The organism is Sphingosinicella xenopeptidilytica (assembly GCF_042676985.1).
GTDB classification, from domain to species: Bacteria; Pseudomonadota; Alphaproteobacteria; order Sphingomonadales; family Sphingomonadaceae; genus Sphingosinicella; species Sphingosinicella xenopeptidilytica.
In genome coordinates, this window is the sequence record NZ_JBHTIK010000002.1 from 216428 (window position 1) to 228668 (window position 12241).

Genomic DNA, 12241 nt, shown 5'->3' on the forward strand with positions numbered 1-12241 from the left:
GAGCGCAAGATGACGATATCGGAAGACCGCCGTTTCCTCGGCCACCCCATCGGCCTCGGCTATCTCGCGTTCACGGAGGCGTGGGAGCGCTTCTCCTTCTATGGGATGCAGGCGCTGCTCGTGCTCTACATGACGAAGGAACTGCTGCTTCCCGGCCATGTCGAGAACGTCGCGCTCTTCAAGCCGTTCAGCGCGCTTTTCGGCGGCATCGAAGGCCAGGCGCTCGCCTCGGCGATCTTCGGTACCTATGCCGCAAGCGTCTACCTCACCCCCGTCCTCGGCGGCTTCCTCGCCGACCGCGTCCTCGGCAAGAGACGCACCGTCTTGCTCGGCGCGGTCACGATGGCGGTCGGCCATTTCCTGATGGCGTTCGAGGCGGCGTTCCTCTTCGCGCTGCTCTGCCTCGTGCTCGGCAGCGGCATGTTCAAGGGCAATATCGCAAGCCAGGTCGGCGCGCTCTACGGTCCCACAGATCTCCGCCGCGCCGACGCCTTCCAGATCTTCTATCTCGGCATCAACGCGGGCGTCATCGCCTCGCCGCTGATCGTCGGCACGCTCGGCGAAACGGTCGGCTGGCACTGGGGCTTCGGCGCGGCGGGCGTCGGTATGCTCATCGGCCTCGCCATCTATCTCGCCGGGCAGAAGCACCTGCCGCGCGAGCATTTCGAACCGCAGGGCAAAGCCGCAGCAGCCGCGCCCAAGCTGGAGGCCGGAGACTGGCCTGCGGTGATCGCGCTCGTGCTGCTGATCCCGGTGCTCGCGGTCGCGATCGTGCCCAACAACCAGATCTTCAACGCCTATCTCGTCTGGGGCGACCAGCAGTTCGATTTAAATTTCATGGGTGAGAAACTGCCGACAACGTGGCTTGTCACATTGGACGCCATCGTCAGCGTCAGCTTCCTCGCGCTCGTCGCACTCTTCTACCGCTGGTACGGCAAGCGCTGGAAGGAGCCGGACGAGATCACCAAGATCATCATCGGTTCTGCCTTCTCGGTCGGCGGGATGCTCTGTCTCTACATGGCGGCGGAAACGCAGGGCGCCGGACAGAAGATCGGCCTCGCCTGGCCCGTCGCCTTCCATGTCATCAACAGCATCGGCTTCGCGCACATGTTGCCCGTAAGCCTCGCGCTGTTCGCGAAGCTCGCGCCGAGGGCGATCAACGCGACCGTGATCGGTCTCTATTATCTCGCCTTCTTCTCGGGCAACGCGCTCGTCGGCTGGATCGGCGGCTTCTACGAAACGATGCGGACAACCGAGTTCTGGCTGCTCCATGCCGGGCTCGCGGCGGGCGCGGGCGTGGTGTTCCTGCTCTTCAAGCTGTTCATGGGCCGCCGCCTCGCGGCTTAGGCAGCAGCCGCAGTGCCGAAGCGACGGCGGTAGTCGCCGGGGGTGAGGCCGACGCGTTTCTGGAACACCTTGCGGAAGGCGCCCGCGTCCTCGTAGCCGACCTCCCACGCGATCCGGTCGACGGGGCGTTTCGAGAACTCCAGCAATTCGCGCGCCTTGCCGACGCGGAGCTGCTGGCAATATTCGGTGGGCTTCATGCCCGTCGCGCCCCGGAAGCGGCGCAGGAAGGTGCGCTCCTCCATCCCGGCATGTTCGGCCATCGCCGTCACGCTCACGTCGCGGCCGCCCTTGGCCTGCAGCCAGTGCTGCACCTTCAGTATGGCCTCATCGCCGTGCGTCAATTGCGGCGCGCACGTGCTGTAGTGGCGCTGCTCGCGCCCCACGGGGTCGACGAGCAGGTACTGCGCGGTCTCCAGCATCACCGAAGGCCCGAGGAAGCGGTCGACGAGGCGGAGGCCAAGATCGGTCCACGCCATCAGGCCGCCCGCTGTAATGATGTCGCCGTCCTCCACGATCATCTTGTCGGTATCGAGCTTCACGTCGGGGAAGCGGCGCTGGAAGGGTTCGCCGAACATCCAGTGCGTCGTCGCCGGGCGTCCGGCGAGCAGGCCGGTCGCGGCAAGGATGAACGCGCCGCCGCAGACGGAGCCGAGCGTCGCGCCCTGCGCGTGCCGGTCGAGCAGCCAGCGCGCATAGGGCTCGGTTTCCTGCGGGCTGGGCACCTTCGACAGCGAGCCCGGCACGACGAGCACGGCGGGGCACGAACCGGCGCCGGGCATCGTATCGAAACTGCGGCGGAAGCCATCATCGCCTCGTTCCCAGTGGCTCACCCGCAGGCGCTCGCCGCCATGCGCTTCCGAAAGCTCGCCCGCGATCCAGAACAGGTCGCTCATGCCGTGGATCATGCCGAGCTGCGCGCCCGGATAGAGAACGATGCCGATTTCGGCGACTGCGCGATCGTTTGTCACTTTTGGCCCCTACAATGTCGGTTCCGCCAATCCGCACCCTGCCGCACGCCGCGTAGAACGTCCATCAGAAGCCGACGCGAACGCGGCGGCAGACATTCAGGAAGGAACCTTGTCATGAGCACCATCACCACAAAGGACGGCACCCGCATCTTCTACAAGGATTGGGGTTCGAAGGACGCGCAGCCCATCGTCTTCTCGCACGGCTGGCCGCTTTCGGCCGACGCATGGGATCCCCAGCTCGTGTTCTTCGCCAACGCCGGCTACCGTGTCATCGCCCACGATCGCCGCAGCCATGGCCGCTCCGATCAGGTCTGGCAGAACAATACGATGGATCAGTATGCGGACGACCTCGCCGAGCTGATCGAACAGCTCGACCTCAGGAACGTCGTCCTCATCGGCCACTCGACGGGCGGCGGCGAAGTCACCCGCTACGTCGGCCGCCACGGCACGGGCCGGGTCGCGAAGGTGGTCCTGCTCGGCGCGGTGCCGCCGCTGATGCTGAAGACAGAGGCCAATCCCGGCGGCCTGCCGCTCGAAGTGTTCGATGCCTTCCGCAAGAACACCTTCGACAACCGCGCGCAGTTCTTCTGGGATGCGACGATCCCCTTCTACAACTTCAACCGCGAAGGGGTGACGATGTCCGAAGGCATCCGCGCGAACTTCTGGCGGCAGGGCATGATGGGCGGCCTCAAGGGCCAGCTCGACTCGATCAAGGCCTTCTCGGAAAGCGATTTCACCGAAGACCTGAAGAAGATCGACGTGCCTGCGCTCATCATCCACGGGGACGACGACCAGATCGTGCCGATCGGCGCCTCGGCGCTGCTCTCCTCGAAACTGGCGCCGAAAGCGACGCTGAAGGTCTACGAAGGCAGCGGCCACGGCATCTCGGAACAGGAAGCCGACCGCTTCAACGCCGACGTTCTCGCCTTCATCAAGGGCTGAACCGAAGCATAAACGATCAGGCGCCGGCGGGTGGGTCCGCCGGCGCCTTTGTTTTCAGCGCACGGATGCGAGGGAGGATATTTCCGCGCGCCGAAGGTCGAAGCCGCGGGCGGCCATCGCCGCCAGCGTCTTGTCCAGAATGGGTTTGCGCGCCGTCTCCGGCGTGCCGCCGCCAAGCGGCGCGGGATCGTATTCGAGCGCGAGCTGGATCATCTCGGCGAGATCCCGGCCGTGCAGCTTTTCGACGATGCGGAAGCCGAAATCGATCCCGGCGGTGACGCCGCCGCCAGAGATGCGGTTGCGGTCCTCGACGACGCGCTCCGCGACCGGGATCGCACCGAACGCCGCCAGGTGCTCGCGCCACGCCCAGTGGCAGCCCGCCTTGTAGCCGGTCATCAGCCCCGCAGCGGCGAGGATCAGCGACCCGGTGCACACACTGGTGACGAACCGCGCGCCCTCGGCCTGCCGCCGCAGCCAGTCCAGCACCGCCGTATCCTGCATCATCGCTGTGCAGCCATAGCCGCCCGGTACGCAGATCATGTCGAGCTGCGGGCAGTCCGCGAAGGTCGCGGTCGGCAGGAAGGTGAGTCCACAATCGTCGCGGATCAGTTCCAGATCCTTCCACACGAAGTGCAGCTTCGCGCCCGGCATTCGCGCCAGCACCTGCGCGGGGCCGGTCATGTCGAGCTGGGTCAGCTCTGGGTAGAGCAGGAAGCCGATGTCGAATGTTTCAGTCATGGCATGTGTCCTCGGGTTGGCGGGATGCTCCTAGGCAATCGGCGGGTTGGCGGAAATGACAATCATCTATATAATCCTGCCATGCAGACCGTTCTCCTTGTCTTCCCGGGCTTTCAGTTGCTCGACCTTTCAGGCCCTGCCGCCGTCTTTGGCGGCGCTGCGGAGGGGCTCGGAAACGGCGGCGAGGTCGTCACGGTGTCGGCTGAGGGTGGGGCGGTGATGTCGAGCTGCGGCGTTGCCGTCGCGACGCTCGCGTTGCCGGCGTTCGATGCCGTTGACACGGTGCTCGTGGTCGGCGGCGACGGCCCCGGCCTGCGCGCGCTGATGGAGGATGAGCGCACGGGCGCATGGTTCCGGCGCACCGCCGCTACGGCGCGCCGCTACGGCTCGATCTGCTCGGGCGCGTTCGCACTCGCGGCGTGGGGGCTCACCGATGGCCACCGTGTCGCCACGCACTGGAACGGTGCGCACCTGCTAGCCGAAGGCTTCCCCGGCACCGAGGTCGATGCCGACGCGATGTTCGTGGAAGACGGCGCGCTCTGGACCTCGGCGGGGGTAACGGCCGGCATCGACATGGCGCTCGCGATGGTGGAGCGCGATCACGGTCCGCGCCTTGCGAACGCCATCGCGCGGCGGCTGGTGCTTTCGGTGCGTCGCCCCGGCAACCAGTCTCAATATTCGCCGCTGCTACGCGCGCAGACGACGGCTGCGGGACGCTATGCCGACCTCGTCGGCTACATCGCCGCGAACCTCGATCGGAAGCTCGATGTGGAAGCGCTCGCCGCGCGCGTCCGCGAGACACCGCGCAGCTTTCACCGCAACTTCCGCGAAGCGACGGGGAAAACGCCGGCGGCCTTCGTCACCGCCGCGCGGCTGGACCGCGCCCGCGCGCTGCTCGGCGAAGGGGCGCCGGTAAAAACCGCCGCCTCGGCGTGCGGCTTCTCCTCGCCGGAGCATTTCACGAAGAGCTTTTCCGGCGCCTTCGGCCTCTCGCCCGCCGCGTGGCGGGCGCTGAACGCTAGGACCTGATCGACATTCAGAAGATGACGTGTCGAAAATGGTGGATTTCTGTGACCCGGAGCGCAGCGCACTACAGGTGCGTGAGCACCGGAAGCACGGAAAGCTGCCATTTGCAGACCGTCAGGGCTGAATGTCGATCAGGTCCTACTGTGTCTGTACGGCCTCGCCGGTGATCATGTAGCCGCCTTCCAGAAAGCGCGCGACCTCGTCCGCCGCCGGGTGGTCGAACGCCTTGTATTTCGCGCGCAGGGACGTGCAGCGCTCACCGGGTATGCGGTCAAGGCCGCTGTCGTTCAGCGTCAGCAGATCGGTTTCCAGCGCGACGGCGAGGTCGCTGCCGTAGCATTGCCGCGCGGCTTCGAGGAACGCTGCGGCATAGCGATACATGTCGCCCTTGGCATAGCTCATCGCGAGCGTCATCGCGGGCGCGAGCGTCAGCCACGGCTGTAGCGCGGGGTTGATCGCGTGTCCTGCGATGCTTTCCGCAATGCCGTGCCGCCCCGTGAAGGCGCGCAGGTGCAGGAAGCGCGACATGCGCGGGCCGTCATTCACGGGGTAATTGTCCCAGAGCACGGGCTTCCTGCGAAGCGCTTCGCCGACGCGGTCGAGGTGCCCGCACGTGAACTCGCGGCTGCAGACCTCCTCGCCGGTCCAGAACACATCCACCGCCGGATCGAGAAGCCTCCCGAGGTCTTCGAGGTAATTCGCGGGCCGCGCGCCGAACACGCGGTCGAGCACGGGGTCGTCGCTGTAATAGCTCGGGCACATCAGCACGCGCGCAGGCAGGGTGCTCGCGGCGTGGTGCACGATTTCCGACTGCGTTTCGGCAAGGCCCGGAATGTCGCCGTGCATGTCGTCAAACAGAATGGCGACGATATCCGGCTGGAGCGTGTTCAGAGCCTTCAGCCGTGCCGTCAGCGCAGCCTTGCCTTCACCCGTCCAGTCGTTGTGCAACTCGTACGGCGTGAGTCCGATGCCGAACGCGACGCCCGCATCGCGGCAGGTATCCGCGAAGCGCGCCAGCGCCTCCATCATCTCGGCAGGATGGTCTTCCTGCCACTGGCGCCGGAGATAGGCGTCCGCCTTCGGCGCATAGATGAAGAACGAGAAACCGTGCGGCGCGAGGTTGCGCATCACATGGGCCCGGTCCGCCCATGTCCAGGGCTCTCCGAAATAGCCTTCGATGAGGCCGAGCGGCGGTGTCGTTCCAGTCATGGCGGGACCGTGTAGCGGCTTTCGCAAGGCGTCGGAACAGGATTGAAAGCGGAAGCGCTCTGTGCAACACATGTATCATAAAAGGATCGTATGTATCATGTATGTGTCTGCCCCCTCCGTTCCGTTCGCTGATGCCGCGCGCGTATGGGCACGGATCGGGATTCTGTCGTTCGGCGGTCCGGCGGCGCAGATCGCGCTGATGCACCGCGTGCTTGTCGACGAACGGAAATGGGTGGGCGAGGCGCAATTCCTGCACGCGCTCAACTTCTGCATGTTGCTGCCCGGGCCGGAAGCGCAGCAGCTCGCAACCTATGTGGGCTGGCTGCTGCACGGCGTGCGCGGCGGGCTCGTCGCGGGGCTGCTGTTCATCCTGCCGGGGATGCTCGTCATGCTCGGTCTCTCGGTGCTCTACGTGACGCTGGGGCAGGTCCCCGCGGTGGAAGGGCTGCTGTTCGGTCTCAAGGCGGCGGTGTTGGTCGTCGTTGCCGAGGCACTGGAACGCGTCGGCCGCCGCGCGCTCGGTTCGGGCGTTGCCCGGCTGCTCGCCGTGCTGGCGTTTGCAGCGCTGTTCCTGTTCGGCGTGCCGTTTCCGGTCGTCGTGCTCGCGGCGGGGCTGATCGGCTACATGGCGGGGCGGCGTGGCTCGACGCTGTTCGCGCGCGCGCCCGGCGATGCCGCGCTCGATGAGACCCCGCGCCGCAGCTCGCCGTTTGCGATCCTCAGCCTTGCCGTCCTCTGGCTCGCGCCGCTTGGTCTCCTGTGGCTCCTGCTGCCGGGCAGCGTCTATGCGGAGATCGCGCGCTTCTTCTCCTGGCTTGCGGTCATCACTTTCGGCGGCGCTTATGCGGTGCTCTCCTACATGACCGACGTCGTCGTCGGCAGTTTCGGCTGGATGCGCCCCGGCGAAATGATGGATGCGCTCGGCCTTGCCGAAACCACGCCCGGCCCGCTCATTCTCGTCACGCAGTTCGTCGGCTTCGTTGCGGCGTGGCGCGAAGGCGGCGGTTCGATCGGCGCGGGAATCCTCGGCGCGCTGCTGACGACATGGGTGACATTCGCGCCCTGTTTCCTCTGGATTTTCGCGGGTGCGCCCTATGTCGAACGCCTGCGCGGCAACCGTGCGCTTGCAAGCGCGCTCGCGGCGATCACGGCGGCGGTGGTCGGCGTCATCGCCAATCTCGGCATCTGGTTCGGCGTGCATTTCCTGTTCGCGCGCACCGTGCGTCTCGATGCGGGGCCGTTCGACGCTGCGCTGCCGGACTGGGCGAGCCTCGATGTCGCGGCGCTCGCGCTCACCGCGCTGCTCGGTGTCATCGCGTGGCGCTGGAAGGTCGGCATCGGCTGGCTGTTGCTGATCGGCATCGGCCTCGGGCTCGCCGTTCAGGCCGTGCTTTAGGAATCGACCCCGCCACCCGGCGGCGATATAGCGCGGGACATGCGCAGCCTGATCCCTTTCATTCTGCTGCTCGCCGCACCTGCAGCCGCGCAGCAGGCGGCGGAAGTGCCGGGCATTCCCGCCGAATGGTTCGCCGCGAAGGAAGGTGCCGCCGCGGCGCGCACGCCCGATCTCGACGCGCTTGCCAAGGATGTGCTCGACCGCGCCCGCTGGTCCACCACCACGCAGGCCTGCAAGACGCTTACCCGCACCGAGCCCTACGGTCTCCAGCCCGCAACTGCCGACCGGCTGGTCAGCGAAGGGCTGAAGGCGGGCGCGTTCGTCGGCGCGTGGACGTTCTACGCGCGCACCGATTGCGCCGAAACGCCGCTGCTCCGTTACCTCTACATCGCCGAGACGGGCGGCGAGAACCTCCTCCTCGTCGTCAATCGCGGCGAGGCGATCTCGACGCCGAGCCAGATGCGCGAGACGAGCAAGCTCGCTGCCAAGGCCGCCTACGACCGCGCGAAGCAGCAGCAGCCGTCGTGTGAAGTGACGAGCGTCGGGATGCGTCAGACGCGGATCGCCGCGACGGACGGCGATCTTTCGCCCATGCAGTTCGGCACGCGCTTCGCGGGCGGCTGGAGCGAGGCGTGGGACTTTGTGGCTTGCGGTCGCCGCGCGACCGTGACAGTCCGATTTGAAGCCGATGGCAAGGGCGGCGCTTCCGCGCGCGTGACAGACGTCACGCTGTCCTGAGCCGGACAGGGATTACGGAGAGGTTATGACGGACAAGCCGACGCTGGACGCCTGGAAGGCGCTCGCCGACAAGGAAGTGAAGGGCAAGAGCCTCGCTTGGGAGACGCCTGAGGGCATCACCGTGAAGCCGCTCTACACGGCCGAAGACGTCACCGTCGATCCCGGCCTGCCCGGCTTCGCGCCGTTCACGCGCGGCGTGCGCGGTTCCATGTACGCGGGCCGCCCGTGGACCATCCGCCAGTACGCAGGTTTCTCCACCGCCGAGGAATCGAACGCCTTCTACCGCCGCAACCTCGCCGCCGGGCAGAAGGGGCTTTCGGTGGCCTTCGATCTCGCCACGCACCGCGGTTATGATTCGGATCACCCGCGCGTTGTCGGCGATGTCGGCAAGGCGGGCGTTGCGATCGACTCGGTCGAGGACATGAAGATCCTGTTCGACGGCATCCCGCTCGATCAGATGTCCGTGTCGATGACCATGAACGGCGCGGTGATCCCGATCCTGTCGTTCTTCATCGTCGCGGGCGAGGAGCAGGGCGTCGACCGGAGGCTCCTCGACGGGACCATTCAGAACGACATCCTCAAGGAGTTCATGGTCCGCAACACCTACATCTACCCGCCCGAGCCCTCGATGCGGATCATCTCCGACATCTTCGGCTACACGTCGCGGGAGATGCCGAAGTTCAACTCCATCTCGATCTCCGGCTACCACATGCAGGAAGCCGGTGCGACGCAGGTGCAGGAGCTTGCCTTCACCATCGCCGACGGCGCCGAATACGTGCGCTACGGCGTCGCCTCGGGCCTCGACATCGACAAGTTCGCGGGCCGCCTGTCGTTCTTCTTCGCGATCGGCATGAACTTCTTCATGGAAGTTGCGAAGCTCCGCGCCGCGCGTGTGCTCTGGCACCGCGTGATGACGAACCTCGGCGCCAAGGACGAGCGCTCCAAGATGCTGCGTACGCACTGCCAGACCTCGGGCGTGTCGCTCACCGAGCAGGATCCCTACAACAACGTGATCCGCACCACGATCGAGGCGATGGCCGCGATGCTTGGCGGCACGCAGTCGCTGCACACCAACGCGCTCGACGAGGCGATCGCGCTCCCCACCGACTTCTCCGCCCGCATCGCGCGCAACACGCAGATCGTCATCCAGGAAGAGACGGGGATGACCAAGGTCGTCGATCCGCTCGGCGGCTCCTACTACGTGGAAGCGCTGACGCAGGAACTCGTCGATCAGGCGTGGGAGATCATCGAGCGTGTCGAGTCCGAAGGCGGCATGGCGAAGGCCGTGGCGGCGGGCTGGCCGAAGGCGATGATCGAGGAAGCCGCCGCCGCGCGGCAGGCGCGTGTCGACCGCGCCGAGGACGTGATCGTCGGCGTCAACAAATACCGCCTTGCGAACGAAGACCTGCTGGAAACGCTCGAGGTCGACAACACCAAGGTCCGCGAAGCCCAGATCGCGCGCATCAACGCCGTGAAGGCCGCGCGCGACGAGGCCGTCTGCCGCGCCGCGCTCGAAGCGCTCCGCGATGGTGCGGCCAAACCCTCCAGCATCGAAAACAACCTGCTCGCCCTCGCCGTGGATGCCGCGCGCGCCCGCGCCACGCTCGGCGAAATCTCGTCGGCGATGGAGGAGAGTTTCCAGCGCTACGGCACCGTGCCGACGCCGGTGAAGGGCGTCTACGCCGCGCCGTACCTAGGCGATCCGCGTTGGGAGCAAGTGGTGGATGGCGTCAAGGCCGTCGAGCGCCGCCTCGGCCGCAAGCCAAAATTGCTCGTCGCCAAAATGGGCCAGGATGGCCATGACCGCGGCGCCAATGTCATCGCGTCGGCCTTCGGCGACATGGGTTTCGACGTGGTCTCCGGGCCGCTCTTCCAGACGCCCGAGGAAACCGTTGTGCTCGCGCTCGAAACCAGTGTCGACGTCGTCGGCGCCTCGTCGCTCGCCGCCGGTCACAAGACTTTGATCCCCGAACTCATCCGCGGCCTGCGCGAGCAGGGCCGCAGCGACATCAAGGTGATCGCGGGCGGCGTCATCCCGCCGCAGGACTATGATTTCCTGCGCGATGCGGGCGTGCAGGGCATCTACGGCCCGGGCACGAATGTCGTGGAATGCGCGGCGGACGTGCTGCGCCTGCTCGGCCACAACATGCCGCCTGCAGGGCTTGCTGAAGCGGCGGAGTAGCTGCGCCCGCGGGCACCGGCCCGATTCGGACCCGTACCGAAATCGTGATATGTCTCGCCGCCTCCAAACAGGGGAGACACGTCATGACTTACCGGAAATTTGTCTCGCTTTGCGTTGCGTCCGCGTTTGTCGTTGCCTCACCCGTCGCCGCGCAGGACACGGCGAAAAAGCGCGAGAACGTCTCGTATCATGTCCTGGAGTTCGTGAAGTACAAGGAAGGCAAGGGCGAGCGCGCCTACGAGATCGTGACGAAGTATTTCGATCCCGCATCCGTGGCTTCGAAAACCCCGATTCCCGAAGAGTATCATGTCCAGTTCGGCGATTGGGACGATGTGCTCGTCTGGCCGATGAAGGGCGGGGCCGAGATCGAGTGGCAGTATTCACCCGATGATGTCGCCTGGTTCGCGGAGCTCCACAAGCTGACCGGCAGCAAGGAAGCCTCCGACAAGCTGCTCGAAGAGTGGAACGGTCTCATCGCGGATCGCAAGCGGTCCATCGCGCACCGGCATCTTCCGAAAAAGTAGCGGGCGTAAGGGAAGGGGCCTCGCGCCCCTTCCGCGTTCAGCGCGTGACGGGTTTCCGGCGCCCGACGATGATGCCCGCAAGCCCGAAACCGAGCAGCGCGAAAATGCCGGACATCGGCGGTTTCAGGGCCATTTCCGCGAAGGCCGCGGCGTTCGCAAAATAGCTTGCGGCGGCCTTGCCGTTCACCGTCGCGTTCCCTGAGGCTGCGACGATGCGGCCCTGCTCCGCGATCATCTCGTTGTTGGCGAGCGTCGCGGCATTGGCGGGCGCCGCGCGGTTGGCGAAGAACGTCACGGTTCCGGGCGCGCGGTTCACGAAGCGGTTGCCGCTCACGCGCACTAGCGCAGGCGGGTTCACGTAGCTGCCGCCCTTTCGCATCTCGAAACCATAGGCGATGGCCGTGCAGCAATTGTCGGGATTGGGGCCCTTCACCAGCAGATTGTCGCTGATCGTCGCGCCGCCGCCTTCCGGCAGATCGATAAGGTAGGAGGCGGAGCCGTTCGTGTCGTCGATCCGGTTGTCGGTGATGCGCGTGTCGAGCGCGCGGGATTTGATGTAGTGGCCGCGCGTGCCGCGCGCGAACGTCGATCCCGTCACCACCAGTCGCGCGATGCTGTTCGCATAAATCGCATGGCCCAGGCGGTCCGGTGCGCGGCTGGCCGTCCCCGTAAAGCGCGAACGGCGCACGGTCAGCACGCTGCCGTCTACGCCGTTTGCAAGGATGCCCATCTCGTTCCCGGAAAAGCGCGCGTCCGTCACCGTAAGGTTGCGGCCTTCCACGCGGATCCCCGCGCCGTTGCCGTCAGGCGCGCGTGCGCCTTCGAACGTGATCCCCATGATCGTCACGTCGTCCCCGGCGATCACGAACAGCCCCTTGCCGGCCACGGTATCGCCGCCCACCACGACGCTACCCGGCACGGCGTCCGCCGCGGCGCGGATGGTGAGGTCGTTGGCATGGAAGCGTGCGCCCTCGTAAAGACCGGGGGCGAGGACGATCGTATCGCCGGCCTCGGCATTGCGCGCCGCTTCGGCGAGCGTCGCATAGGCGCCGTTGCCGCCGACCGCGAGCGTTGCCGCCGATGCGCCGGCCGAGCCGGATGCGAGCGCCGTCGCCAGAGCGAGTCTCAATGTCATGTCCGCCGACCTCGTCATTGCCGCCATGCCGCGCGA

Annotated in this window: 11 protein-coding genes; 7 read left to right on the plus strand and 4 right to left on the minus strand. The window is 66.4% G+C overall.

Going from position 1 to position 12241, the window contains the following annotated elements:
- Positions 1 to 9 precede the first annotated feature (9 nt).
- Positions 10 to 1347 (plus strand): peptide MFS transporter, encoded by a 1338-nt coding sequence (locus tag ACFQ00_RS03860; RefSeq protein WP_381486466.1) that lies wholly within the window; start codon positions 10 to 12, stop codon positions 1345 to 1347.
- Here the strand turns inward: ACFQ00_RS03860 and ACFQ00_RS03865 are convergent.
- Entirely contained in the window at positions 1344 to 2315 is a 972-nt protein-coding gene (locus tag ACFQ00_RS03865; protein ID WP_381486469.1) for a GlxA family transcriptional regulator, read from the minus strand. The genes ACFQ00_RS03860 and ACFQ00_RS03865 overlap by 4 nt on opposite strands.
- 114 nt (positions 2316 to 2429) lie before the next feature.
- Here ACFQ00_RS03865 and ACFQ00_RS03870 point away from each other — a divergent pair, with 114 nt between their 5' ends.
- On the plus strand, positions 2430 to 3257 hold the full coding sequence (locus ACFQ00_RS03870; protein WP_381486472.1) for an alpha/beta fold hydrolase: 828 nt from the start codon (positions 2430 to 2432) through the stop codon (positions 3255 to 3257).
- A gap of 54 nt (positions 3258 to 3311) precedes the next feature.
- Here the strand turns inward: ACFQ00_RS03870 and ACFQ00_RS03875 are convergent, their stop codons facing one another.
- A complete protein-coding gene (locus tag ACFQ00_RS03875) occupies positions 3312 to 3995 on the minus strand; it encodes a DJ-1/PfpI family protein (RefSeq protein WP_381486475.1) in 684 nt (227 codons plus the stop codon).
- Positions 3996 to 4076: 81 nt separating this feature from the next.
- On the opposite strand from ACFQ00_RS03875, the gene ACFQ00_RS03880 reads away from it, so the two are divergent.
- Positions 4077 to 5024: a GlxA family transcriptional regulator gene (locus ACFQ00_RS03880; RefSeq protein WP_381486482.1), complete on the plus strand. Its 948-nt coding sequence runs from the start codon at positions 4077 to 4079 to the stop codon at positions 5022 to 5024.
- Between the two features lie 135 nt (positions 5025 to 5159).
- Here the strand turns inward: ACFQ00_RS03880 and ACFQ00_RS03885 are convergent, their stop codons facing one another.
- Positions 5160 to 6230, minus strand: coding sequence for a beta-N-acetylglucosaminidase domain-containing protein (locus ACFQ00_RS03885; protein ID WP_381486485.1), 1071 nt, complete (start codon positions 6228 to 6230; stop codon positions 5160 to 5162).
- Between the two features lie 97 nt (positions 6231 to 6327).
- Between ACFQ00_RS03885 and chrA the strand changes: the two genes are divergently transcribed.
- The 4 genes from chrA (at position 6328) to ACFQ00_RS03905 (ending at position 11070) form a co-directional block, all read left to right on the plus strand.
- Complete coding sequence (chrA, locus tag ACFQ00_RS03890) at positions 6328 to 7626, plus strand: chromate efflux transporter (RefSeq protein ID WP_381486487.1); 1299 nt, start codon at positions 6328 to 6330, stop codon at positions 7624 to 7626.
- A 39-nt stretch (positions 7627 to 7665) separates the two neighbouring features.
- Positions 7666 to 8364, plus strand: coding sequence for a hypothetical protein (locus ACFQ00_RS03895; protein WP_381486490.1), 699 nt, complete (start codon positions 7666 to 7668; stop codon positions 8362 to 8364).
- A 25-nt stretch (positions 8365 to 8389) separates the two neighbouring features.
- Positions 8390 to 10546 (plus strand): methylmalonyl-CoA mutase, encoded by a 2157-nt coding sequence (gene scpA / locus ACFQ00_RS03900; RefSeq protein WP_381486493.1) that lies wholly within the window; start codon positions 8390 to 8392, stop codon positions 10544 to 10546.
- 83 nt (positions 10547 to 10629) lie between these two features.
- A complete protein-coding gene (locus ACFQ00_RS03905; RefSeq protein WP_381486495.1) occupies positions 10630 to 11070 on the plus strand; it encodes a hypothetical protein in 441 nt (146 codons plus the stop codon).
- A gap of 37 nt (positions 11071 to 11107) precedes the next feature.
- Here the strand turns inward: ACFQ00_RS03905 and ACFQ00_RS03910 are convergent, their stop codons facing one another.
- Positions 11108 to 12205 (minus strand): right-handed parallel beta-helix repeat-containing protein, encoded by a 1098-nt coding sequence (locus tag ACFQ00_RS03910; RefSeq protein ID WP_381486497.1) that lies wholly within the window; start codon positions 12203 to 12205, stop codon positions 11108 to 11110.
- Between the last annotated feature and the right edge of the window lie 36 nt (positions 12206 to 12241).

Bases quoted from the DNA above. Each gene is read 5' to 3' on its own strand.
- ACFQ00_RS03860 (WP_381486466.1), top strand. From the start codon at position 10: ATGACGATATCGGAAGACCGCCGTTTCCTCGGCCACCCCATCGGCCTC.
- ACFQ00_RS03870 (WP_381486472.1), top strand. From the start codon at position 2,430: ATGAGCACCATCACCACAAAGGACGGCACCCGCATCTTCTACAAGGAT.
- ACFQ00_RS03875 (WP_381486475.1), bottom strand. From the start codon at position 3,995: ATGACTGAAACATTCGACATCGGCTTCCTGCTCTACCCAGAGCTGACC.
- ACFQ00_RS03880 (WP_381486482.1), top strand. From the start codon at position 4,077: ATGCAGACCGTTCTCCTTGTCTTCCCGGGCTTTCAGTTGCTCGACCTT.
- ACFQ00_RS03885 (WP_381486485.1), bottom strand. From the start codon at position 6,230: ATGACTGGAACGACACCGCCGCTCGGCCTCATCGAAGGCTATTTCGGA.
- chrA (WP_381486487.1), top strand. From the start codon at position 6,328: ATGTATGTGTCTGCCCCCTCCGTTCCGTTCGCTGATGCCGCGCGCGTA.
- ACFQ00_RS03895 (WP_381486490.1), top strand. From the start codon at position 7,666: ATGCGCAGCCTGATCCCTTTCATTCTGCTGCTCGCCGCACCTGCAGCC.
- scpA (WP_381486493.1), top strand. From the start codon at position 8,390: ATGACGGACAAGCCGACGCTGGACGCCTGGAAGGCGCTCGCCGACAAG.
- ACFQ00_RS03905 (WP_381486495.1), top strand. From the start codon at position 10,630: ATGACTTACCGGAAATTTGTCTCGCTTTGCGTTGCGTCCGCGTTTGTC.
- ACFQ00_RS03910 (WP_381486497.1), bottom strand. From the start codon at position 12,205: ATGACATTGAGACTCGCTCTGGCGACGGCGCTCGCATCCGGCTCGGCC.